Source organism: Qipengyuania polymorpha (assembly GCF_019711435.1).
In the GTDB taxonomy this organism is placed as follows: Bacteria; Pseudomonadota; Alphaproteobacteria; order Sphingomonadales; family Sphingomonadaceae; genus Qipengyuania; species Qipengyuania polymorpha.
In genome coordinates this window covers 311,246-330,172 of sequence record NZ_JAIGNK010000002.1, presented here as the reverse complement: position 1 = coordinate 330,172, position 18,927 = coordinate 311,246, and the positions used below count along the sequence as shown (strand labels likewise).

Below are 18,927 nucleotides of genomic sequence, written 5' to 3'. Positions count from 1 at the left end.
TGTAGCGCTCAGGCCTCGGGTTCTTCTTCGGGCACCAGCACGGTATCGAGCGGGATAATGACGCCGTTTGTCGCTGCCGTGGCAGTGGCTGCCAGCTTCGCGGTCGAGCCATTGCCGTTCGATACGGTGATCGTGTCGCCATCCTTGGCGAAGGTGACTTCACCACCGCCGAGCGTGGTCATGGTGACATCGCCACCCTTGGTTTCGAGCGCCTGCGCAATGTTCTCCGGCGTCAGGTGACCGGGCAGGATGTGTTCGCGCAGCAGGCCGATGAGGACCGGGCGCTGTTCTTCATCCATCAGGGCCTGGCCTTCCTCGCCCAGCGCATTGAAGGCCGCATCATTGGGCGCGAGCAGCGTATAACTTGCCGGTCCGTCGAAGATCGACCCCAGCTCGGCCTCCGAAATCACGCCGTTGAGCGTGGCCATTTCGGGCAGGTCGCCAAGCGATGCCGCCAGCGTTCTCGTGGCTTCCTCCTGCGTCGTTCCGTCAGGTTCCGCCGTGTCTGCATCGCTCGAACAGGCGGGGAGGAGTGCCAGGCCGGCAATTGCACCGGCCAGCACGAAGGGTTTCGTGAAGTTGGTCTTCATCTCGTTGTCTCCGGATTAGATCAGCAGGTCGATGGCGGCTGCCACCAGACGCGTTTCGGGGTCGATCTGGTACACGTAGCCGTCGGAATAACGGTACATATAGTCCGGCGTATCGTAATAGCGGTCACGATAGGCGTAGGGGACATTGTACACGTCGTAGCCGCGCGGCATCGGCTGGCCGATGGTGAACTCGTCGCCGGTGATGAGCGCCGCAATCGAGGTGATGGCCGCATCGTCCGGGTCCACGCGATAGATCACGTTGTCGGCATAGCGATAGCGGTCGGGGCCGCCGAGGTCGTAATAGTCGACGTAATAGTCGGGCACGCGATAGCTCTGGTAGCTGCTGGGCCAGACATTGCCGATGCCGAGCGCACCGCCGAGCAGCGGGAGCCAGCTCGAAATGCCGCCACGGTCGCCGTAGCGCACGAGGTAGCCGTCCTGGTAATAGTAGTCGCCACGACGGTCGTAATTGCTTAGGCCGAACAGGCTCGGGCGATAGTTGTAGCCAAAGATGCTGCGCTGGTAGCGGTCCTTGACCTGTCCCGGAGGGTTACACCCGTTGCGCTTCTTCGCGAGGCCCGGGGGGCACCCGTCGATGAGGCCGCGGCTGCGGTCCTGTGCGAGCCAGCGCGTGTCGCGCTCGCCGCGCAGGATCCGGCGGTCGTCGCGGTCGTCATAGCGGACGCGGACATCGCGGCGGTCGTCACGGCGATCGGAATAGCGACGATCTTCGCGCTTGTCGTTGCCGCGGTTGCCTTGCTGGCCCTGCCAGCTGCGGTCGGGGCCGCGGTCGGCCTTGTCGTTGCCGTTGCCGCGATTGTCCCGGTTGCCCTGGCCATTGCCGCCGCGCCGGTCTGCCTGCGCTGTGCGCTGGGGACCGCGATCGGCCTTCTGGCCGCCGCCCTGGTTATGCTTTTGTGTTGCAGCGGGCTTGTTGCCGTTACCCTTGCCGTTGCCGTTGCCGTTGCCTTGACCCTGGGCCAAGGCACCGCCGCTGGCCGCGAGCGCGACTGCCGCTGCTCCTGCCATAAGAATACGCATGGTTTATACTCCTTTGGACCTTGCAACGGAAAGGATGGGGAGTCGGTTCCGGTTAATGCGCTGGCAAGGATTTACTCTCGTAACCCGCAGGAACGGTAGAGTTTTGCTTCTTCGCGGCGCCTGCGAACGAGGCCCTTGAGGATGTGCCCGCCCGCAAATTTCCACTTCGCGAATTCCTCGGCAGCGAGGGCGAATTCGCCTTGCCGGTGAAGGCGGGTCAGCGTGGCGCGGTGGATCGCGCCGGTGTTGTAGTGGAAACTGACGAGGGCATCGAACTGGCCTTGCGAGGTGGCGCAATCGCCCAGTGCCTGCGCGACATCCCGTGCATGGCGTGCGACATCCGCCTCGAGCCGCGCATCGCACTGGTCCTTGGTCCATACCGTCCGGGGCCCGATATCAGGACCCGTCGCGCCCCAGCCGATAGTCCATGGCGCGCCGCCTGTCCCGGGGTCGGGATAGGCCTCGTAAAGCCCGTCGGGCCGCAATCGGGCGCATCCCTCGAAATTCTTGATGAGTTGGAGGCCCGCGGGCGAAACCCGACAGGATGGAACAGGTGGAACACGGTCCTTGGGAGAAATCGCTGCGCCACCATCGAGAGCGCTGTCGAGCGCATCCACCTCGCTCTGGCGAAAGCCTCGGCCGAGCATGTGGCGGACAGTATCGAAAATGGTCTTGCGGTTCATGGGGAGGTGCCTCGTCTAAAACGGTGGGCACTCCCATTTGTCAGCTCAAAGCCGTGTAGGAAAAACCTTATTCACTCACTTGCGTTGCAAGGCCTTCCGGCACGCCATCCGGGTATAGGGTCGCGTAAACTTCATCGAGCGTGAGCTTGCCATAGCGCATCTCGGGCGGGCAGTGCGGATTGCGCACATTGCCGAGGCGTATCTTGAGGCTGTCGAAATCGTCTTCGGTCGGTTCGTCGGCCGTGGAAGGCGCTGCCAGTCCTCCGAAGTCATCGGGAGGGGCGAGCTCGGCGGCGTTTTCGTTGACCAGCAGCGAGACGTCGAAGGGCTGGTCGAATTGCAGCCCGAACTGCCGGTCGACAATCCAGCGGATGCGCGCCGGAATCGCGCCCGCATTGACCAGCGACAGCGTCAGCGCGTCGCCTTTGGAGAGGTTGGTATTGTCCGCCAGCGCCACCATCGCGCCGCTTGCGGAAATGTTGCGCAGGCGGGCGGTTGCCTCGCCCCCGTCCCAGCGGACCTTGCCCATGAACACCAGCGGATGGCGTTTTGAGGCATCGCGCTGCTCGGTGCCGATTTTCAGCGTTCCGGCTGTACCTGCAGCCTCCGCCTCACGGCGGATGGTCTTGACGATAAAGTCCTGCACGCCGGCCTCGGCGATGATGACCGTCTCGGCGATGAACTCCAGCCCGACCTTGCCTGCACGCAGCCAGCGCACGGCGGTGGTGATGGGCGCGCAGTCCTCGATGGTGAGATAGACCTGTTCGCCGATGCGCAAATCGCCTTCATACGCAATCATCACGCCGTTGGACGAGAGGTTGAGGATGGAAACCTCGTGGATTTCGCCAGCGATATCGGCGGTTGCCTTGGTTCCGCGCAGGACATGGCGGTCCTCGTTGCGCTGGTGCACTGCGCGCGGGCCGTTGCGCGGAATGGTGACTGCGCCAAGACCCTTGGCGTTCGGAACCTGCTTGCGCCGTTTCTTCTGGATGATGACATCGGCCCGCGTCTCGGCAGGTTCGGCCACGATGTCTTTCCGCCAGAATGTCATGCTCGTCCCGCTTTCCCGATGGGCTCGTTTGCGCGGGAGGGTAGGGGCTGCATCCTAAGAAAGCGTATAGGGCTTTCCCGGGACTCCAAGAAAAAGGGGCGCCTGGCTGCTGCCGGACGCCCCCTCGCATCGTGTTGGCGTGAGTTACGCGCTGTAATACATGTCGAATTCGACCGGGCAGGGCGTGGTTTCGACGCGCAGGACTTCTTCCCACTTCAGTTCGGCATAAGCGTCGATCTGGTCCTTGGTGAAGACATCGCCCTTCAGCAGGAACTCGTGGTCGGCTTCGAGCGCCTCGAGTGCTTCGCGCAAGGATCCGCAAACGGTCGGAACTTCCGCGAGCTCTGCCGGGGGCAGGTCGTAGAGGTTCTTGTCCATGGCTTCGCCCGGGTGGATCTTGTTCTGGATCCCGTCGAGGCCGGCCATCAGCAGCGCGGCATAGGCAAGGTAGGGGTTGGCCATTGCATCGGGGAAGCGGAATTCCACGCGCTTCGCCTTATCGCCCGCACCATAGGGGATGCGGCAGGCGGCCGAACGGTTGCGCGCCGAATAGGCGAGCAGGACCGGCGCTTCGAAGCCCGGCACCAGGCGCTTGTAGCTGTTGGTGGTCGGGTTGGTGAAGGCGTTCAGCGCCTTGGCGTGCTTGATGACACCGCCGATGTAATAGAGGCAGTTTTCGCTAAGGCCGCCATACTGGTTGCCCGCGAAAGTCGGCTTGCCGTCGTCCCAGATCGACATGTGGGTGTGCATGCCGCTGCCGTTATCGTCCTTGATGGGCTTGGGCATGAAGGTCGCGGTCTTGCCGTAGATGTGGGCGACCTGATGCACGACATACTTGTAGATCTGCAAATTGTCGGCGGTTTCGACCAGCGTGCCGAAGGTAACGCCGAGCTCGTGCTGGGCAGCGGCCACCTCGTGGTGATGCTTGTCGCAGGGCAGGCCCATTTCGATCATGGTCGAAACCATCTCGCCGCGGATGTCGACGGCGCTGTCGACCGGGGCGACGGGGAAGTAGCCACCCTTGGCGCGCGGACGGTGCGCAAGGTTGCCGCTTTCGTACTCTCGGCCGGTGTTGGTCGGCAGTTCGATATCGTCGATGGTGTAGCCCGAACCGGCATAGCCGTCTTCGAAACGAACGTCGTCGAACATGAAGAATTCGGCTTCCATGCCGACATAGATGGTGTCGCCAAGGCCGGTGCTCTTCACGAAGCTTTCGGCGCGCTTGGCGGTCGAGCGCGGGTCGCGCGAATAGAGTTCGCCGGTCGAGGGTTCGACAATGTCGCAGAACAGGATGAGCATCGGCTCGGCGCTGAACGGGTCGACATAGACGCGCTCGAGGTCGGGCTTGAGGATCATGTCGCTTTCGTTGATGACCTTCCAGCCGGCAATCGAGGAGCCGTCGAACATGAGGCCGTCTTCGAGCTGGTCTTCATCGAGCGTGCCGGCGACCATGGTCAGGTGCTGCCACTTGCCCTTGGGGTCGGTGAACCTGAGGTCGACCCACTCGATTTCTTCGTCCTTGATACGCTTCAGGACGTCGCTTGCAGTGCTCATGTATTGCCTCCGTTGGGGTAGTTCGTTTGATGCCCGCTATCGGTGACGGGCAGGGAATTCAGATGGCGTCTTCGTCCTTCTCGCCCGTGCGGATGCGCAGCGCGCTCTCGATGGGGCTGACGAAGATCTTGCCGTCGCCGATGCGCCCGGTCTGGGCGGCAGCAGCAATGGCTTCGACGGTGCGTTCGGCGATATCGCTCGGCACGATGACTTCCAGCTTCACCTTGGGCAGGAAGTCGACGACATATTCGGCACCGCGATAGAGTTCGGTGTGGCCCTTCTGGCGGCCGAAACCCTTGGCTTCGGTGACGGTGATGCCGGACACGCCGATTTCGTGCAGCGCCTCCTTCACCTCGTCGAGCTTGAAGGGTTTGATGATGGCTTCGATTTTCTTCACGTGTCCGCCGGTCCCGTTGTCTGCCTGCGCGTGAAATTCGCGCACACAGGGCTAATGTTACTCTGCGCGCGTCGTTCCAAGAAACGTGCCAAGTGCGGGAATGGCGGAAATGCGTGGGTCGGGCAGGGAGGCGCTGGCGGCGCTGCCCAAGGCTTGGACGGCTGCTGCCTAAATATTAGGCATTGGGCAGGTGGAGCCCGGCAGTTTCGGGCAGGCCGCACATCAGGTTGAGGTTCTGCACCGCCGCTCCGCTGGCCCCTTTTCCGAGATTGTCGAGCCGCGCGACGAGGCGGGCATTCCAGCCGCCTGCGTTGCCGAAAACGAACAATTCCATCCCGTCATCGGGCTGGGCTTTTGTCTCGAGCAAGAGTTCGGCTGGCGTATCGCCACGATAGACCGACACGACTTTGGACCCTGCATAAAACTCCGCCAGCGCATCGCGCAGGGCGTCTGCACGCGGGTCGGTCGACATCGCACCCAAGTGAAGCGGAACTTCCACCAGCATCCCGCGATAGGCCGGGACCACGGCAGGCGCGAAAAGCACGGGGTGTTCGAGCCCTGCGTGCGTTTTCATCTCCGGCAGGTGCTTGTGCGCAAGGTCGTACCCGTAGGCGCGGAAAGCCGGCGCATCCCCATCCTCGTAGCGCCCGATCAGCGCTTTCCCGCCGCCCGAATAACCGCTGACGGCGTTGACCGTGAACGGCCAGTCCGCGGGCAACAGCCCTGCCTTCACCAGCGGCGCAACAAGGCCGAGGAAGCCGGTCGGATAGCAGCCCGGATTGCTCACCCGGCGGGCATCGGCGACGCGATCGCTACCAACGAGTTCGGGAAAGCCGTAGCACCAGCCATCGGCAGTGCGATGTGCGCTCGAAGCATCGATGACGCGCGTGCCGCTGGCCGGGTCGAGCAAATCGACTGCCTCGCGTGCAGCATCGTCGGGCAGGCAGAGGATGGCGACATCGGCCTCGTTCAGCGCCTCGCGCCGCGCGGCGGCATCCTTGCGCTGCGTATCGTCCAATTTGATGAGCGAAAATTCGCTGCGGCCAGCCAGCCGCTCTGCGATTTCGAGGCCGGTCGTGCCCGCCGCCCCGTCGATGAAGACCTTATGCGTCAACGTCGGGTGCAAGCGCGGATCTGTGCGCATAGCCGCTCGGGCCTTGCGGGCCGACGGTCAGCCAGACCCAGTCGCCTTCGCAATCGAGCAGTTCGACTGCGGAGCCTGCCTCCAGCGTTGCGCCATCGTCCGCATCGTCGCGCGAATTGAGCTTCAGCGTCACGTCGGCATCGCCGATCTTGCGGGCGTGCGGGATGACGTAATGGGCGGCAAGATAGCCATTGGCCAGCGCGACATGCGCAAGGTCGCCGCGCAGGGGCAGGGTGCCGGGCGCAGGTTTCTGCACCGGACCTTTCAAACCAACGATACCTTCGGGCAATGTGTAATCAGCCGCTGCGCTCAATGAACTTTCCCTAGTCTTGTGGCGAGGCGCTTAACCGCGAGGCCCGCGCGGGGCAAGCGTCTCTGTCGGGCTATGCCGCTTTGAAACGGTTCTGCAGCATGTGCCAGGCGGCGCGCAGGCCGTAGGCATCGCCGCCCTTGGGTCTGCCGGGCTTGGCCGATGGACGCCATGCAAAGGTGTCGAAATGCGCCCAGTCGATGCCGTCGCCGACGAATTTGTCGAGGAACAGGCCCGCCACGCTCGCGCCCGCAAAGGCATTGCCATGGGCGTTGTTGGTGTCGGCGATGTCGGAGGCCAGCCACTCGGCATAGGCTTCGGGCAGGGGCAGGCGCCACGGCTGGTCGTCATGCGCCTTGCCCGCTTCGATGAGCGCATCGGCAGTCTCGTCCCTGCGCGCCATCAATGCCGGGAAGTCGGGCCCCAACGCCACACGCGCAGCGCCGGTCAGAGTTGCGAAATCGAGGATGAGTTCGGGATTTTCTTCCGAAGCGCGGGTCAGCGCATCGCCGAGAATAAGGCGACCTTCGGCATCGGTATTGCCGATTTCGACCGTCAGCCCCTTGCGCGACTTCAGCACATCACCCGGGCGGAAGCTGTTGCCCGAAATGGCGTTCTCGACCGCAGGCACGAGCAGGTGCAGGCGGACGGGCAGCTTGCCGCCCATGACGAGACCGGCGAGCGCAATGGCATGCGCCGCGCCGCCCATGTCCTTTTTCATCAGCAGCATGCCGGAAGAACTCTTCACATCGAGCCCGCCGCTGTCGAAACACACGCCCTTGCCGACGATGGCGATGACGGGATCGCTTTCCTTGCCCCAGGTGAGGTGCATGATGCGCGGGGCATGATGACGCGTTGCCGCGCGGCCCACGGCGTGGACCATGGGATAGTCCTGCTCGAGCTGGTCGCCGCGGGTGACCGACAGCTTTCCGCCATGTTCCTTAGCGAGACGCTCGCACTGCTCCTCCAGCGCGGCGGGACCCATGTCCTCGGCGGGCGTGTTGACGAGGTCGCGAATGAGGCACACGGCCTTGGCCTCTGCCATCGCCGCGTCGATTTTTTTCGCTTCCTTGGTCAGAAGGATGCGCGGCCCGGTCGGCTTGTCGGGCTTCTTGTAGCGCTCGAAATGGTATTGCGCGGTCTGCCAGCCGTGCAGAGCGGCTCCGGGTTCGCCCTTGGCGCGGCGATAGGTCCCTTCGGGCAGGGCTTCGGCGAGCTTGGCCATGCACCAGCTCGAGAGCGCGTCCGGATCGGCGACACCGCCGACGGCAAACCACCCATCGCCATCCGGCACGATGCCGACCTGGTAACCGCTGCCATCGAATTTCTGCGCTTCCAGGGCGGCGCGCTGGCCGGCCGAAAGCGATTTTGCCCAGTCGGCGAACCCGTCCTTGTTGACCAGATGGATGGGGATAGCGTCCTGTCCGCGGTCTGCCTGGATTAGGTCGGCTTTGTCGGCCATGGTATTCCCCTCGGATTAATCTGCTTGGTGCCAAGGTAATTCGATGCGCAACTGCCTGTTCCTGATTTCCCTCGCCCTGTCGAGCGCTGCCTGCTCGCAAAGCGGGGAGGAAACCGTATCGCCCGCCCGCGAGGGGGAAGCGGCGACAAGCGCGAGGGCCGGGTCGGACGGTGCACGGGCCGTGGCCTTCGACGACGATTCCTCGAAGAACGGCGGCAACCGCGAGTTCTCTTACAGCTGGCCCAAGGCGGTGAGCGAAGTGCCGCAGCTGGTCGAACGCTTCACCGCAGAGCGGGACCGCGAGCTTGCGGCGCAAAAGGCAGAGTGGGAGAAATCCTTCGACGGCGCCCCAGAGGATTGCATCTCCTGCATCAGCCGCGGGTTCGAGAAGGAATGGAAGGTCGTCGCCGACCTGCCGCAATGGCTGAGCCTGTCGGCGGACCTCTACGTCTATACCGGCGGCGCGCATGGCAATAGCGGCAAGACATCGCTCGTCTGGGACAAGCGCGGACAGCGGGCAATGAAGGGCGTGGAACTGTTTAATTCGCCCGTCGCGCTGGAAACGGCGCTCGGCGCACGTTTGTGCGAAGCCTTGAACGAGCAGCGGGAAAAGCGGCGCGGGATGAGCATCGATCCTGCCAGCGGCGACATTTTCGACGATTGCCCCGGCATCGACGAGGCGACCGTGCTCGTCGGCTCCTCAAATGGCGAGACCTTCAACCGCATCGGCATCTACTTCGGACCTTATGTCGCAGGCTCTTATGCGGAAGGTGATTACGAACTGAACTTCTCGGTCACGCCCTCCATCCTCGACGCGGTGAAGCCCGAGTTCGCCAATGCTTTCAGCGTGAAGCGTTAGCGCACTCGCAATTATCGCCCGAAGGCATTACATGGGCGCGCATGACCGAATATCAGGTAATCGACAGCGACCAGACCGTCTATCGTGACGGCACCATCAAGCTCCACGGGCCCGAGGGCTTCGAGGGCATGCGCAAGGCCGGACGCCTTGCCGCCGAAATCCTCGACGAGCTGACCGGTTTCGTGAAGCCCGGCGTGACCACCGGCCAAATCGACGACAAGGTGCGCGAGATGACGCTCGACGGCGGCGCAGTGCCTGCGACCATGGGCTATCGCGGTTACCAGCACAGCTGCTGCACCTCCATCAATCACGTCATTTGCCACGGCATTCCGTCGGACAAGGCGCTGAAGGATGGCGATATCGTCAATATCGACGTGACCCCGCTATTGGACGGCTGGCACGGCGACACCAGCCGCATGTTCTTCGCCGGCGAACCCGCATTGAAGGCGCGCAAGCTCGTCGACGTGACCTATGAGTGCCTCATGCTCGGCATCGAAGCGGCAAGCCAGCCCGGCGCGCGGCTTGGCGATATCGGCGCGGTCATCGAAGCGCATGCCAAGTCGCACCGCTACGGTGTAGTACAGGAATTCTGCGGCCATGGCCTTGGCCGCCTGTTCCACGACGCGCCCGAAGTCATCCACACCGGCCGCAAGGGCACGGGACCGCTGCTGAAGCCGGGGATGTTCTTCACCATCGAGCCGATGATCAATTTGGGCCGCCCGCATGCCAAATTGCTCAAGGACGGCTGGACCGCCGTGACGCGCGACAAGTCGCTCTCCGCCCAGTTCGAGCATTCGATTGGTATCACCGAAAATGGCGTCGAGATTTTCACCGAAAGCCCGAAAGGCCTCCACCAGCCGCCCTATTAGAGGCTAGCCCTCCGAGGATTTGGCCTGCTCCAGCAGCAGCTTCTCCTTCGCGGCGCGGCTTTGTGAAATCACGTGGTCCACGCCCTCGATGGTGATGGCGAGTTCGCTTTGCTGCGTTATCTCGATGAAGCCCTTCGACTTCAAATACCAGGTGTGGAACTCGAAGCTCTCGTCCGAGCAATCCAGTTCTCGCTGCACGTAATAGGGCATCATGCCCGGTTCGCGCGCATTTTCGCGCCGCTGCTTGTATAGCGCCAGCAAGATTTGCTCGTGAACTTCGGCGTCCTGGACCGCGGTAGCACCGTCGATGACGATATCGTCGCGCGGGGTGGGGGCTGGCTCCTCGATGCCGAGATGGGCATTGCGCTGCCGGTCGTATTCGGCACGGCGCTTTGCGTCCTTCAGCACCTTGTAGGCGCGGGTCGCTTCCTGGAACTTACCCACATCCGCCGTCTCGGAATGATCCGGGTGGTAGAGCTGCGCCAATTGGCGATAGGATTTTTCGACCGCCGACCGGTCGCAGTTCGCCTCGACCTCGAGCAGCGCGTAAAAGTCGATGAACTCTTCGTCGTCTTCCATTTCGGACAAGCCCCTAGCCCTGTGCGACCCCGCGAATTCTACGGCACATTGCGATGCTTGTCATCCAGCGCGAAAGCCTTGTCTTGTAAGAGACAGACAGAATTCAGTTTTCCTGCGCCGCGCGGATGGCGGCGGCCGCGGCGAAGGGGGCCAGCGCGCACAGGCCGAGGCTGATGGCAGCGGTGAAGAGGATGCCCGAGGTGTCAGGGCGCGAGAGCGCGCCCGCTCCGAATATCAGGATTGGCACGGCAAGCGGGATGACCATGAGGCCCGCGAGCGCTGCGCCGCCGCGCATGCTCGCCGTAAGGGCTGCGACTGCCAAGCCGACAGCTGCAAGCCCCGGTGTCCCGGCAAGCAGGCCAAGAAGGACGGTGCGCGTCGTGTTCTCGTCCAGCCCCAGCAGGGCCGCGGCGGGTAGCGTTGCGACCAGCAGCAGCGGCGCGAAAGCCAGCCAGTGGGCAAAGAGGCGTACCGCCATGGCCAGTTCCTCGCTCACATCGCGCAGGGACAATTGGTCGAACACGCCAGCCTCGAGGTCGCCGGTCACGAGTTTCTCAAGCGGCAGGATGGCAGCGAGCAGGGCGGCTACCCAGATAACCCCGCCTCCGGTGCGCGCCAGCAATTGCGCGTCCGGCCCGACTGCGAAGGGGTAAAGCATCGCCACGGCGAGGAAAAACAACAGCGGCAAGACACCGCCACCGCTTCCGCCGGGCATCAGCAGCGACAGGTCACGGCGCAGCAGGGCGAGGGCTGCGCTCATGCGGCGTAATCCTCGATAGCCAGCGCCTTACCGCCGGGTACGGCAAAGGGCTGGTGCGAGGCTACGACGGCAATCCCGCCGCCGCCGCAATGAAGCGCCACCAGTGCCTCGACGCTCTTCTGCGCCTGTGTATCGAGACCGTTCAATGGCTCGTCGAGCAGCCAGATGGGGCAATTCCGATTGAGGAGGCGCGCAAGAGCGGCGCGCTTCTTCTGGCCGGTCGAAAGATAGCGCACCGGCACATCCAGCAAGGGTTCGAGCTGCAGCACGTCCAGCGCGCGGCCCGGGTCACTGCAACCGTCGAGCCGCTCCCAGAAAGCCAGCGCCTTGCCCAGCGGTTGGTTCGCATCGAGCGCCAGTCGCTCGTCGACCAGCCCGATAGCTCCAGTCGAGGAGACCTCCCCCGCGAAGGGCCTCAGCAGCCCCGCAAGGATGCGCAGCAGGCTCGATTTTCCTACACCGTTCGCGCCGGTAATCTGCAACGCGTCGCCGGGCGCGCAATCGAGCGATAGCCCCTTGAAGAGCAGTCTCTCGCCGCGGCGGCAGGCTATGTCTTTCGCGGTGAGCTGCGCTTGCATGGGAGGCAGCGATAGGCAAAAGGCGACAGGCCCACAAGCTGGGCCGGACACGCAACAGAGGATTCGCAGAAATGCCCGTCGAGCAACTGACCGAAGAAGAACGCGACACCTGGCTGCGCGCGCTGCCCGAATGGTCGCTGGCCCGCGACGGCAAGGCCATCGAGCGCAAGTTCGAATTCGCCGACTTCGCCGAAGCCTTCGCTTTCATGACGCGCATCGCCATCATCGCCGAAAAGCGCGACCACCATCCCGAGTGGTTCAACGTCTACAACAAGGTCGAGATTACGCTGACCACGCATGACGCAGGCGGCCTTTCACTGCGCGACGTCAACATGGCGAAGAAGATCGACAAGCTGGTATGAGCCTGCTGGCGCTCTCGCTCGCCCTTGCGGGTGGAGGCGAGAAATCCACCCGGTCCGACGATGCCATTGACGGTCTCTGGTCGGGAACGCTGGGCCGCACGGCGATAACCGCATGTTTCGCCAACGGTCGCGGATCCTATTATTACGATAAATACCTCATCCCCATTCCGCTGAGGGACGGGAAGGATGGCGCGCGGTGGACCGAGGGGCATATGACTGGCGGTCCCGCCTGGTCGCTCGCACGAACTGGTGATGACCGAGCGACCGGCGAGTGGTCAGACGGAAAGCGTTCGCTTCCCATCCGCCTGGAACAGCGTGAATGGACCGCGAGTGAGGAGGGCTGGGAAGACGCCTGCTCGTCCCGCGAGTTTTTCGCGCCGCGCCTGTTCGAACCTGTTTTCGTAACCGAGCCTGCACAATTGGGCGGCTGGACCTATGAGAAGGTGATCTGGCAACCGCCGGCACATTTCGATGACAACCAGTTTGACGGCTTCAGGTTCGATGCCGACAAGCCGGGCGATGCGGCGATCGGGATTGAGCTTGGAAAGCAAAGGCCGACGGGACGCTCTGACGATCTCTACATCCAGTGCTCGATGGATAGTGTCTCTTCATTCGGTAACGACGGCTCGGTCAGCATTACCGCAGAACCGATATTTGCAAATGCCCGCTGGCTCTCGGTCGAGGATACTCAAGCCTATTTTTGCGCGGGTGCACATCCGGCCTACAGCTGGTCCTACCGTGTGTTCGACCGCGCTTCGGGCGTCGAGATCACGCCGCAAGAGGCATGGCTAAATCGCGCAGCGTTCACACCGGGCGAGTATGGCGGCTTCGAGCTTCAGGACGTATTGCGAGACCTGCTCCAGCGGGAATACGACCCGGAGCAGGACGACGAATGCCGCGAGGCCATCGGGTGGGGCGGTTCTTGGACCATCTCTCTGGTCGCAGAGGGGCTGCGCTTCATCCCTTCCATGCCGCACGCCATGTTCGCTTGTACTGCGCCCATCGCGCTAAGCTGGTCCGATCTGGAGCCGTACCTGTCCGAAGAAGGTGAACGGGTCCGCGACTTCGTGGAAAACTAGTCGTCCCAATTGCCCTCACGCGCCCTCGGTCCGAGGTCGAGGTTCAGGCAGCGGTAGAACAGCCGGTCGCGGCCCATGACTGCGGCTTCGGGCGTCAGTTCCAGAGTGTTGTCCGGCGTGCATTCTTCTTCCAGCAGCGCCAGTTCTTCCGCCGTCTCGGGCGGCGACGGGCGGCCCAGCATTTCGCTGTCGGGGCGATATTCGCGGGTCGGCGTGCCGTAGAACAGGCGCAGCGCGTCGAGCGCGGCGGTGTGGTAGATAGTGCCGTGCGTTTCGCTGTCGGCCAGCGGGACATAGGCCCATTTCCAGCCTTGGGGCGTGATGTTGCGTAGCGCGTCGACCAGCCGCTCCATGCCCTCCTCGTGGCGATAGCCCTCGTTGGCGACCGTCAGGTAAAGGCGCTCCTCGGTAGCGGGCATCGCCGCGAGCCATTCGGCGCTTTTGCGGGCGAGCGCCATGTCGTCGTACCAGAGCGAGGGCGAAACGGCGATCCAGTCGTCGAACAGTTCGGGCTGCGCGAAGAGGCTGTCGAGCACGAAGAGCGCGGCAAGCGATTCTCCCATCACCGCATCCTGCCCGCTGGTGCGGAAATTGGCCTCGACCCAGGGCTTCACGTCGCCAGCGATGAAGCTACGGAAATTACCCGCGCCGCCTGGTGCTGCGCGAAAGACGCGAGTGTAGCTTTCCAACTTGGCCGCGCTGACGGGAGGAGTGATTTCGGCGCGGCGGTTCACCGTCTCGATGCCGACGAGGATGAAGCGTTCGATGCTCCAGTTGATGTCGCCGCTCTGCGCGATGCCGGCGATGTGCGGGAAGTCCTGCTCGGGCCCGCCGTCGATGAGATAGACCACAGGGAAGCGCTTGTCGGGCTGCTCGGCATAGCCTGCGGGCAGCCGCACGGTCACCCGCCGCTCGCCTTGGAAGACCTTGGAAGGGATGGTGTAGGTCGTGCCGATAGCCACGGGCTCGCCGCCTTGCGGCTGGGCCGATGCAGGTGCGGGCAGGGCGAGCGCGAGCGCTGCGGCGGCGCCGAACAGGGTCTTCATCGTGTTTTCCTTATTTGCCGAGCGGACGGGCCGAGGCGCGGGTTTGTTTGCGGACTTTTCCGGGCAGCCAGCGCGCGCCGAAGGCGAGGCTCTTGGCGGTCTTGCCGACCGTCGTGTGCAGCTTGTCGCCATGCACGGCATCCCACGCTGCCTGCGCAACCTCAAGGACCGGCGTGATTTCAAGACCTGCATCCTTCACCCGCTGCCGGATGCCTTCGTTGCTGCGCGCATTGGTGTTGTGGTCGAGCAGCGGCGTGTCGATGAAGCTCGGGCAGAGCGAGCGGACCTTGATCCCGTCGTCCCACCATTCGCCATCCAGGCTCTCGGTGATGCCGCGCACGCCGAACTTGGTCGCCGAATAAACGCTCGCGCCGGGCGTGCCGTAGATGCCTGCCGCGCTGGCGGTGTTGAGCAGGCAGGAGCCGGGGGCGCTCTGCTTGAGCCACGGATAGGCAGCCTGCGCGCCGAACAACACGCCTTTCAGATTGATGTCGAGGCAGCGTTCGATTTCGGCGACGCTGTTCTCCTCCAGCGCGCCGCCCAAGGGGATCCCTGCATTGTTGGCGAGAACGTCGATACGGCCATCGGAGGCCTCAGCAAAGGCGGCAAGCGCCTCGTCCCATTCCTCGCGTTCGCGCACGTCGAACTTGTATTGGAAGCCGTTTCCTTCGCCCATCAGCGAGAGCGTTTCGCGCATGCCCGCTTCGTCGATATCGCCAATGCCGACGAACCAGCCGCGCCCGGCGAAATAGAGCGCGATGGCGCGGCCGATACCCGACGCGCCGCCGGTGACGAAGATTGCCTTGCGCGTGCTCATGTATTCCCTCTTCCGTTTACAATGCCGGGTCGGCATAGGCATGCCAGGTAAAGATGGCCATGGCCCCGCGATAGGGCCTCCACTTTTCGGCCAAGGCGCGTGTTTCCTTCTCGCCCGGACGCTCGGCGAGGTCGAGCATCTTTCCGCATGCCGCTTGCACCGCAAGGTCGCCGGCGGGCCAGATGTCGGGGCGGCCCTCGGCGAAGAGCAAATAGATTTCTGCTGACCAGCGCCCGATGCCCTTGATGCGGGTAAGTTCGGCAATGGCTTCTTCGTCGTCCTCGGGCAGGTTCTCGAGGTCGAGTTCGCCACCGTCCACCAGCTCGCACAGGCTACGGGCATAGCCCTGTTTCTGGCGCGACAAGCCGCATGCGCGCAAGGTGTCGAAGTCGCGGGCGAGCAGTTCATGGGCATGCATGTCCTCACCCAGTTCCGCCTCCAGCTTACGCCATACCGATGCGGCCGCGGCAACGCTGACCTGCTGGCCGACGATGGTGCGCAGCAGCGTGCGGTAGCCGACCTGGCGGATGCGTTCTTCGGGATAGCCGACGCGTGCAATGGCTCCGGCCACCACCGGGTCCTCTGCCGCCACCGCGTCGAGGTGCTCGCGTAGCTGCGCATTGGTGAGACCCATGGCTTTGGCTTGCCTTCCTTTGCCGCATTGAATAGCAGCGCCTCGCATAGGGCCCGCGCGGCGGGCAAGGCAATACAGGATGCAATGATGCCCAAGCTGATCGTCACCACCCGCGAAGGCGAAACTTCCGAAATCGCTGTTGAGGACGGCCTGACCGTGATGGAAGCCATTCGCGACAACGGCTTCGACGAACTGCTCGCGCTGTGCGGCGGCTGCTGCTCTTGCGCCACCTGCCACGTGCATGTGGACCCGGCGTTCACCGACAAGCTGCCCGCCATGAGCGAGGACGAGGACGATCTGCTGGAATCTTCCGACCACCGCGTCGAAACCTCGCGCCTGTCGTGCCAGATTCCCTTCACCGGCGACCTCGACGGGCTGAAGGTTACTATCGCCCCTGAAGATTGATGGCGCCCCTGTGGGTGCGGTCAGGACCTCCGTCCTGACCTTGCGGCACCAGCCCACTCCCCACCCGGCCACCCAATAAGGATGGTCCCGTGGGTGGCCGGGTAGGGGAGTGGGCCGGCACCGAACGCAGCAAAGACTCCGCTTTCCTAAGTGAAAGAGCATGTAGTTTGCGCGAAGAATTTCTCGCGCCTACCTCGGCCAGCATGACTCATCATACCGTTACCGGGCACACGCTCGACCTGATCGGCAACACCCCGCTCGTCCGTCTCGAAGGGCCGAGCGCGGAGGCCGGATGCGATATCTACGGCAAGTGCGAATTCGCCAATCCGGGCGCATCCGTGAAGGACCGCGCAGCGCTTTACATCATCCGTGATGCAGAAGCGCGCGGCGAATTGAAGCCGGGCGGCACGGTCGTCGAAGGGACGGCTGGCAACACCGGCATCGGCATCGCGCTGGTCGCCAATGCGCTGGGCTATCGCACCATCATCGTGATGCCCGACAACCAGAGCCGCGAGAAAATGCAAACGCTGCGCGCGCTGGGAGCGGAGCTGGTGACGGTCGCGCCGACCAAATATGCCGACCCCAACCATTTCCAGCACGTCTCGCGCCGCATGGCCGAGGAAATTGACGGCGCCATCTGGGCAGGCCAGTTCGACAATACCGCCAACCGCAAGGCGCATATCGAGGGCACGGCCAAGGAAATCTGGCAGCAGATGGATGGCCGCATCGACGGCTTCACCTGCGCGGCGGGCACCGGCGGCACGATTGCCGGTGTCGGCATGGGCCTGAAGGAATTCGACGAGAATGTCGTCATCGCGCTGACCGACCCGCATGGCGCTGCGCTGTTCAATTACTATGCCAACGGCGAGCTGAAGGGCGAGGGATCTTCGGTTGCCGAAGGCATCGGGCAGGGCCGCATCACCGGCAATCTCGAAGGCGCGCCCATCGATACGCAGTTCCGCATTTCGGACGAGGAAGGATTGAACTGGGTCGCCCGCCTGCTGCGCGAGGAAGGGCTGTGCCTCGGCCTGTCGAGCGGCATCAATGTCGCTGGCGCGGTCGAGCTGGGCAAGCAGCTGGTGGCCGAGGGGCGCGAAAACCCGCGTGTCGTCACCATCCTTTGCGACACGGGTTTCCGCTATCTCTCGACGCTCTACAATGCAGAATGGCTGCGCTCGAAGGGCCTGCCGGTGTTCGACTGGCTGGACGAGAATGATTGACGCAGGGCGCGGCAGGCCCCAAGTTTCGCGGCATGCCACGTTCCTTCGACCTTAGTCGCAGCGCGCCCCGCATTGGCGAGGCTTCGGATGTCCCGCTCGCCGGCACGCGCGCGCAATCGGTGCAGCGCCTGCAAATCGGCATCGGCGGGGTGGTGCTGATGGTGCTGCTCGTGGGGCTCGCCAGCCTCATCCAGGATCGCACGCGCGAGGTGGATGCAGCATCCGTGCCGGGAGCTGCCCCGACGACCGAGCCTACGGTTGCGCCCACCCAGCAGGACCCGCTGGTCGATGCAGGTGTGGTGCCCGACCTGCCCAATGCGCCTGCGCCCACCCAGTCTCCCGCTGTCGTACCCGAACAGGGCCCGCAAGATGCCCCTCCGCCCCAGCAATAGCCTGCTGCTCGCCGCATCGCTTGCCCTGCTCGCTGCCTGCAATGGCAGCACGGAACCCGAGCAGCCCGAGGTTGCCGAAGTGCAGGTGGCCAAGCCCAAGCTCGGCCTCTTCACCACGCTCCCCATCTATTGGGGTGAGGCGGGTGACATCACCGAGATGCTGAACAATGAGGCCGAGCCCGACTGGGTCCGCACCGAACTGGAAACCAAGTTCGAAATCGTCCCGCTCGACACGCTCGAGCCCGAAGCGCTGGAAGGACTGGACCGCGTGCTCCTCGCCCAGCCGCGCCCGCTCGCGCCGTCGGAGAATGTGTCGTTTGACCAGTATCTCGCGAATGGAGGGAGGGCAGTGATCCTCGCCGACCCCATGCTGACGCGCCATTCGGAATTCGGCATCGGCGACCGTCGCCGTCCGCAGGATGTCGTGCTTCTCTCGCCAATCTTCCAACGTCTGGGCGTCGAGCTCCTGTTTGATGAGGAACAGCCACAAGGCGACCGCGTGCTGCGCCAGTCGGGCGTGGATTTTCCGGTCAATTTGGCAGGCCGCTTCGAGGACCGGGACACAGGCGAACCATCGCGGCGCTGCACGGCGCTGGAAGACGGCCTTATCGCCCAATGCGTGAACGGCGAGGGCGAGGCCTACCTCTACGCCGATGCTGCTTTGCTCGATTGGGAAGGTGACGAGCAAGTCCCTGAAGCGCGCAAGACAGCGCTCTGGAAGCTGCTCGACCCGCTCGTTCCGCTTGCTGCGCGCTAGCACACGGGAAATCACGGGACTCGATACGGGAAAACGCGGGACTCGTCCGGGGATGGCGCGGGACCTCCGCTGATTCCCGTTGGTTTTCCGTAGGCTAGCGTTACACTCTGTTAAGGATATCAACAGGATTGCGAGATTAAATACTGATAAAAATCAGCAGCTTGCAGGTCAATCCCGTAAAATCCCGCAATTTTCCCTTCCATCCCCGCGTCTCCCGCGATAAATCATCACGACATCGGACATGCCAGTGTCTTTGCGCGCACCACTCAACGTGGGGCGCGCCGCGAAAGCTCGCGCTTTTGCGGACGGGGGAGGTGTGTCCGGCGAAAGAGGTGAAA

At 63.6% G+C, this 18,927-nt stretch carries 23 protein-coding genes; 8 read left to right on the top strand and 15 right to left on the bottom strand.

Annotated elements, in window-relative coordinates; translation table 11 throughout:
• Positions 1–8: 8 nt before the first annotated feature.
• From K3152_RS06960 to K3152_RS06920, 9 genes are all read right to left on the bottom strand, one after another.
• On the bottom strand, positions 9–590 hold the full coding sequence (locus K3152_RS06960; RefSeq protein ID WP_221573388.1) for a fasciclin domain-containing protein: 582 nt from the start codon (positions 588–590) through the stop codon (positions 9–11).
• Positions 591–605: 15 nt separating this feature from the next.
• Positions 606–1,631 carry a hypothetical protein gene (locus tag K3152_RS06955; protein WP_221573743.1) on the bottom strand — a complete coding sequence of 342 codons (1,026 nt, stop codon included), beginning with the start codon at positions 1,629–1,631 and terminating at the stop codon, positions 606–608.
• A 71-nt stretch (positions 1,632–1,702) separates the two neighbouring features.
• Entirely contained in the window at positions 1,703–2,314 is a 612-nt protein-coding gene (locus K3152_RS06950; protein ID WP_221573387.1) for a lysozyme, read from the bottom strand.
• A 67-nt stretch (positions 2,315–2,381) separates the two neighbouring features.
• Complete coding sequence (locus tag K3152_RS06945; protein ID WP_221573386.1) at positions 2,382–3,365, bottom strand: PilZ domain-containing protein; 984 nt, start codon at positions 3,363–3,365, stop codon at positions 2,382–2,384.
• 144 nt (positions 3,366–3,509) lie between these two features.
• A complete protein-coding gene (gene glnA / locus K3152_RS06940) occupies positions 3,510–4,919 on the bottom strand; it encodes a type I glutamate--ammonia ligase (RefSeq protein ID WP_221573385.1) in 1,410 nt (469 codons plus the stop codon).
• Between the two features lie 58 nt (positions 4,920–4,977).
• Positions 4,978–5,316, bottom strand: a complete 339-nt coding sequence (locus K3152_RS06935) for a P-II family nitrogen regulator (RefSeq protein ID WP_221573384.1) — start codon at positions 5,314–5,316, stop codon at positions 4,978–4,980.
• 175 nt (positions 5,317–5,491) lie between these two features.
• Positions 5,492–6,430, bottom strand: coding sequence for an N-acetyl-gamma-glutamyl-phosphate reductase (argC, locus tag K3152_RS06930; protein WP_221573714.1), 939 nt, complete (start codon positions 6,428–6,430; stop codon positions 5,492–5,494).
• Positions 6,420–6,773 (bottom strand): SH3 domain-containing protein, encoded by a 354-nt coding sequence (locus K3152_RS06925; protein ID WP_221573383.1) that lies wholly within the window; start codon positions 6,771–6,773, stop codon positions 6,420–6,422. The genes argC and K3152_RS06925 overlap by 11 nt, the downstream gene beginning before the upstream one ends.
• 70 nt (positions 6,774–6,843) lie before the next feature.
• A complete protein-coding gene (locus tag K3152_RS06920; protein ID WP_221573382.1) occupies positions 6,844–8,232 on the bottom strand; it encodes a leucyl aminopeptidase family protein in 1,389 nt (462 codons plus the stop codon).
• A 43-nt stretch (positions 8,233–8,275) separates the two neighbouring features.
• Between K3152_RS06920 and K3152_RS06915 the strand changes: the two genes are divergently transcribed.
• Together K3152_RS06915 and map are read left to right on the top strand one after the other, a co-directional pair.
• Positions 8,276–9,091 (top strand): PdaC/SigV domain-containing protein, encoded by an 816-nt coding sequence (locus tag K3152_RS06915; protein WP_221573381.1) that lies wholly within the window; start codon positions 8,276–8,278, stop codon positions 9,089–9,091.
• Between the two features lie 41 nt (positions 9,092–9,132).
• On the top strand, positions 9,133–9,960 hold the full coding sequence (gene map / locus K3152_RS06910; protein ID WP_221573380.1) for a type I methionyl aminopeptidase: 828 nt from the start codon (positions 9,133–9,135) through the stop codon (positions 9,958–9,960).
• A 3-nt stretch (positions 9,961–9,963) separates the two neighbouring features.
• Here the strand turns inward: map and K3152_RS06905 are convergent, their stop codons facing one another.
• From K3152_RS06905 to ccmA, 3 genes are all read right to left on the bottom strand, one after another.
• Positions 9,964–10,539 carry a J domain-containing protein gene (locus tag K3152_RS06905; RefSeq protein WP_221573379.1) on the bottom strand — a complete coding sequence of 192 codons (576 nt, stop codon included), beginning with the start codon at positions 10,537–10,539 and terminating at the stop codon, positions 9,964–9,966.
• A gap of 103 nt (positions 10,540–10,642) precedes the next feature.
• A complete protein-coding gene (locus tag K3152_RS06900; protein WP_221573378.1) occupies positions 10,643–11,299 on the bottom strand; it encodes a heme exporter protein CcmB in 657 nt (218 codons plus the stop codon).
• Positions 11,296–11,877: a heme ABC exporter ATP-binding protein CcmA gene (ccmA, locus tag K3152_RS06895; protein ID WP_221573377.1), complete on the bottom strand. Its 582-nt coding sequence runs from the start codon at positions 11,875–11,877 to the stop codon at positions 11,296–11,298. The genes K3152_RS06900 and ccmA overlap by 4 nt, the downstream gene beginning before the upstream one ends.
• A 71-nt stretch (positions 11,878–11,948) precedes the next feature.
• Between ccmA and K3152_RS06890 the strand changes: the two genes are divergently transcribed.
• Complete coding sequence (locus tag K3152_RS06890; RefSeq protein WP_221573376.1) at positions 11,949–12,239, top strand: 4a-hydroxytetrahydrobiopterin dehydratase; 291 nt, start codon at positions 11,949–11,951, stop codon at positions 12,237–12,239.
• On the top strand, positions 12,236–13,318 hold the full coding sequence (locus K3152_RS06885) for a hypothetical protein (protein ID WP_221573375.1): 1,083 nt from the start codon (positions 12,236–12,238) through the stop codon (positions 13,316–13,318). The genes K3152_RS06890 and K3152_RS06885 overlap by 4 nt, the downstream gene beginning before the upstream one ends.
• Here K3152_RS06885 and K3152_RS06880 read toward each other — a convergent pair.
• The 3 genes from K3152_RS06880 to K3152_RS06870 are packed head-to-tail and all read right to left on the bottom strand — an operon-like array spanning position 13,315 to position 15,815.
• The gene (locus K3152_RS06880; RefSeq protein ID WP_221573374.1) at positions 13,315–14,364 is read right to left on the bottom strand and encodes an alpha/beta hydrolase; all 1,050 of its coding nucleotides are present in this window, start codon (positions 14,362–14,364) and stop codon (positions 13,315–13,317) included. The genes K3152_RS06885 and K3152_RS06880 overlap by 4 nt on opposite strands.
• 10 nt (positions 14,365–14,374) lie before the next feature.
• Positions 14,375–15,181, bottom strand: a complete 807-nt coding sequence (locus K3152_RS06875; RefSeq protein WP_221573373.1) for an SDR family oxidoreductase — start codon at positions 15,179–15,181, stop codon at positions 14,375–14,377.
• A gap of 16 nt (positions 15,182–15,197) precedes the next feature.
• Positions 15,198–15,815 (bottom strand): DNA-3-methyladenine glycosylase family protein, encoded by a 618-nt coding sequence (locus K3152_RS06870; RefSeq protein ID WP_221573372.1) that lies wholly within the window; start codon positions 15,813–15,815, stop codon positions 15,198–15,200.
• A gap of 87 nt (positions 15,816–15,902) precedes the next feature.
• Here K3152_RS06870 and K3152_RS06865 point away from each other — a divergent pair, with 87 nt between their 5' ends.
• From K3152_RS06865 to K3152_RS06850, 4 genes are all read left to right on the top strand, one after another.
• Positions 15,903–16,220, top strand: a complete 318-nt coding sequence (locus tag K3152_RS06865; protein WP_040965346.1) for a 2Fe-2S iron-sulfur cluster-binding protein — start codon at positions 15,903–15,905, stop codon at positions 16,218–16,220.
• A gap of 203 nt (positions 16,221–16,423) precedes the next feature.
• Positions 16,424–17,440, top strand: coding sequence for a cysteine synthase A (locus K3152_RS06860; protein WP_221573713.1), 1,017 nt, complete (start codon positions 16,424–16,426; stop codon positions 17,438–17,440).
• A gap of 32 nt (positions 17,441–17,472) precedes the next feature.
• Entirely contained in the window at positions 17,473–17,832 is a 360-nt protein-coding gene (locus K3152_RS06855; RefSeq protein ID WP_221573371.1) for a hypothetical protein, read from the top strand.
• Positions 17,810–18,589, top strand: a complete 780-nt coding sequence (locus K3152_RS06850; RefSeq protein WP_221573370.1) for a GldG family protein — start codon at positions 17,810–17,812, stop codon at positions 18,587–18,589. Before K3152_RS06855 ends, K3152_RS06850 begins: the two co-directional genes overlap by 23 nt.
• Positions 18,590–18,927 lie beyond the last annotated feature (338 nt).

Bases quoted from the DNA above. Each gene is read 5' to 3' on its own strand.
- K3152_RS06960 (WP_221573388.1), bottom strand. From the start codon at position 590: ATGAAGACCAACTTCACGAAACCCTTCGTGCTGGCCGGTGCAATTGCC.
- K3152_RS06955 (WP_221573743.1), bottom strand. From the start codon at position 1,631: ATGCGTATTCTTATGGCAGGAGCAGCGGCAGTCGCGCTCGCGGCCAGC.
- K3152_RS06950 (WP_221573387.1), bottom strand. From the start codon at position 2,314: ATGAACCGCAAGACCATTTTCGATACTGTCCGCCACATGCTCGGCCGA.
- K3152_RS06945 (WP_221573386.1), bottom strand. From the start codon at position 3,365: ATGACATTCTGGCGGAAAGACATCGTGGCCGAACCTGCCGAGACGCGG.
- glnA (WP_221573385.1), bottom strand. From the start codon at position 4,919: ATGAGCACTGCAAGCGACGTCCTGAAGCGTATCAAGGACGAAGAAATC.
- K3152_RS06920 (WP_221573382.1), bottom strand. From the start codon at position 8,232: ATGGCCGACAAAGCCGACCTAATCCAGGCAGACCGCGGACAGGACGCT.
- K3152_RS06915 (WP_221573381.1), top strand. From the start codon at position 8,276: ATGCGCAACTGCCTGTTCCTGATTTCCCTCGCCCTGTCGAGCGCTGCC.
- map (WP_221573380.1), top strand. From the start codon at position 9,133: ATGACCGAATATCAGGTAATCGACAGCGACCAGACCGTCTATCGTGAC.
- K3152_RS06905 (WP_221573379.1), bottom strand. From the start codon at position 10,539: ATGGAAGACGACGAAGAGTTCATCGACTTTTACGCGCTGCTCGAGGTC.
- K3152_RS06900 (WP_221573378.1), bottom strand. From the start codon at position 11,299: ATGAGCGCAGCCCTCGCCCTGCTGCGCCGTGACCTGTCGCTGCTGATG.
- ccmA (WP_221573377.1), bottom strand. From the start codon at position 11,877: ATGCAAGCGCAGCTCACCGCGAAAGACATAGCCTGCCGCCGCGGCGAG.
- K3152_RS06890 (WP_221573376.1), top strand. From the start codon at position 11,949: ATGCCCGTCGAGCAACTGACCGAAGAAGAACGCGACACCTGGCTGCGC.
- K3152_RS06885 (WP_221573375.1), top strand. From the start codon at position 12,236: ATGAGCCTGCTGGCGCTCTCGCTCGCCCTTGCGGGTGGAGGCGAGAAA.
- K3152_RS06880 (WP_221573374.1), bottom strand. From the start codon at position 14,364: ATGAAGACCCTGTTCGGCGCCGCCGCAGCGCTCGCGCTCGCCCTGCCC.
- K3152_RS06875 (WP_221573373.1), bottom strand. From the start codon at position 15,181: ATGAGCACGCGCAAGGCAATCTTCGTCACCGGCGGCGCGTCGGGTATC.
- K3152_RS06870 (WP_221573372.1), bottom strand. From the start codon at position 15,815: ATGGGTCTCACCAATGCGCAGCTACGCGAGCACCTCGACGCGGTGGCG.
- K3152_RS06865 (WP_040965346.1), top strand. From the start codon at position 15,903: ATGCCCAAGCTGATCGTCACCACCCGCGAAGGCGAAACTTCCGAAATC.
- K3152_RS06860 (WP_221573713.1), top strand. From the start codon at position 16,424: ATGACTCATCATACCGTTACCGGGCACACGCTCGACCTGATCGGCAAC.
- K3152_RS06855 (WP_221573371.1), top strand. From the start codon at position 17,473: ATGCCACGTTCCTTCGACCTTAGTCGCAGCGCGCCCCGCATTGGCGAG.
- K3152_RS06850 (WP_221573370.1), top strand. From the start codon at position 17,810: ATGCCCCTCCGCCCCAGCAATAGCCTGCTGCTCGCCGCATCGCTTGCC.